Annotated in this window: 1 protein-coding gene; it reads right to left on the reverse strand. The window is 69.9% G+C overall.

Going from position 1 to position 1,802, the window contains the following annotated elements:
• Positions 1-1,357 (reverse strand): S1 family peptidase (locus tag AB0J58_RS44865; protein WP_364227935.1); only part of this gene is annotated, 1,357 nt, incomplete at its 3' end.
• Positions 1,358-1,802 lie beyond the last annotated feature (445 nt).

The following is a 1,802-nucleotide window of genomic DNA, read 5'->3' on the forward strand; positions in this document are numbered from 1 at the left end:
TGCCATTCCATTTCTGGAGGAAGAGGTCGAAGTCGACGTTGTCATCGCTGTCCAGGCAGGCGGACTGCCGGCCGGGGGCCGCCGTCTGGTAGTACCTGTTGTTCGGCTGGTAGGCGGACTGGCCGTTGTTCAGCTTGCCGGCGGCGGTCTTCGGGTAGCCGTCGCAGGGGGACGTGCCCGGCGGGTTGGTGGCCGGTGGGGTGGCGCCGGAGGTCGTCAGGGTCAGGCCGTAGGCGGAGAGGATCTCGTTGACCGGCTGAAAGTAGGTGACACCGCCCGCCAGGCAGTTGCCGGAGCCGCCGGAGGTGACTCCCTGGGCCTGGTCCACGGAGATGAACGAGCCGCCCGAGTCGCCCGGCTCGGCACAGACGTCCGTGCGTACCAGCCCGTAGACGGTGCCCTGGGGGTAGGTGACGCTGGTGTCGCGCTGCTGGATGGTGCCGCAGTGCCAGCCGGTGGTGGAGCCGGACCGGCAGACCGAGGCGCCCTCGATGGCCGGCCTGGCACCGGCGACGGGCACGGTGTTCCCGGTGCCGTTGTTCACCGTGGGGGTGGGTGTCCAGTTGGCGTTCACCGAGACCCAGGCGTAGTCGCTGCCAGGGAAGACGGACCCCTGGAAGACGCCCTGAGGGAGCCGGTTGAAGCCGCTCGTGGTGTCGCCCTGCTTGCCGCAGTGACCGGCGCTGACGAAACCGTTCTGGGGGCTACGGGTCACCGAGAAGCCGATCGAGCAGCGCTCCGTGGTCCCGATGTAGTAGGCGCTGCCGCCCACGAGGTCGTCGAGCAGGCGGGGGGTCTCGTTGGAGGGCTCGACCTTCACCGCGACCGGATCCGCGCCGGAGTTCTCCAGGACGTCTGTGGCCACCGTCACCTCCTTGGAGAGGACGACCACCTTGTTGGTCCGCACGTCGACGTAGCGCACGGCTCCCGTGCTCTCGCGAGCGGCCAGAGTGCTGTCCACCTGTTCCTTGATGGCGGCCAGGTCCGACAGGGAGCGGCTCACGATCTCGGCTCGGGCGCCGGTGGCGACGATCTGGGGGATGTCGGCCTCGGAGGTGGTGGCGACCACGAGTCGCTGCGCGACGGTTCCGACGAACCAGGAACCGGCGAAGCGCGCACCGAGCTTCCCGCGCAGGTCCGCCTCGACCGTCGCCAGGCGGGTTTCGTTGAGCAGGCGGGTCTGGGCCTGCTCCCTGGTGAGGTGCAGGTCGCGCTGGAGTGCCTCGATCATGCCCGCCGGAGGTTTCCAGGCGACCGGGGTGTTCGCCTTCCGGGGCTGGGCGGCGACCGGGACGGGTGCCAGAGCGAGCGCGGCGATGACCAGGACGCATCCCGTGGTGGCGTGTCTGCGGGACATGGGTCTCTCCTCGACCTCGGCTTTCCGGGCGTGAGGGGAGAGCACCACGTATCGCAGGCTGATCATGCGAAGTGGGCGACGCCATGCTAATCCAGCCGTTGCCGGTCAGGGCCTCAATGCCGCGCGCCACGCGGAGGGTGATTTCGGCCGAGGTCCGTCGCTGTGTTCCGCTCGTGGCCCGTTCGCCCGGTTGACCGTCGGCTGCGCCGAGGTGACGACCGCCGGACACGGGTTCGGGCGATCGTTTCCTCCTCGGGGGAAGGCCTTCGCGGGTCATCCCTTTCGCGGGTCATCCGTGAGGTGAGGTTTCCCGGGAGGCGGGACGCCGGGTGGACGCCCCGTCGCGACGGGGCGGGCACCCCACACCCACAATCGCGGGAGGTAATTAAGGGGGGTGGGACCCGGGGCCCACCCCGAGCGGCCCCCGGAGCGGGATTTAGCCCCG

This window comes from Streptosporangium sp. NPDC049644 (assembly GCF_040675205.1).
Lineage (GTDB): Bacteria > Actinomycetota > Actinomycetes > Streptosporangiales > Streptosporangiaceae > Streptosporangium > Streptosporangium fukuiense.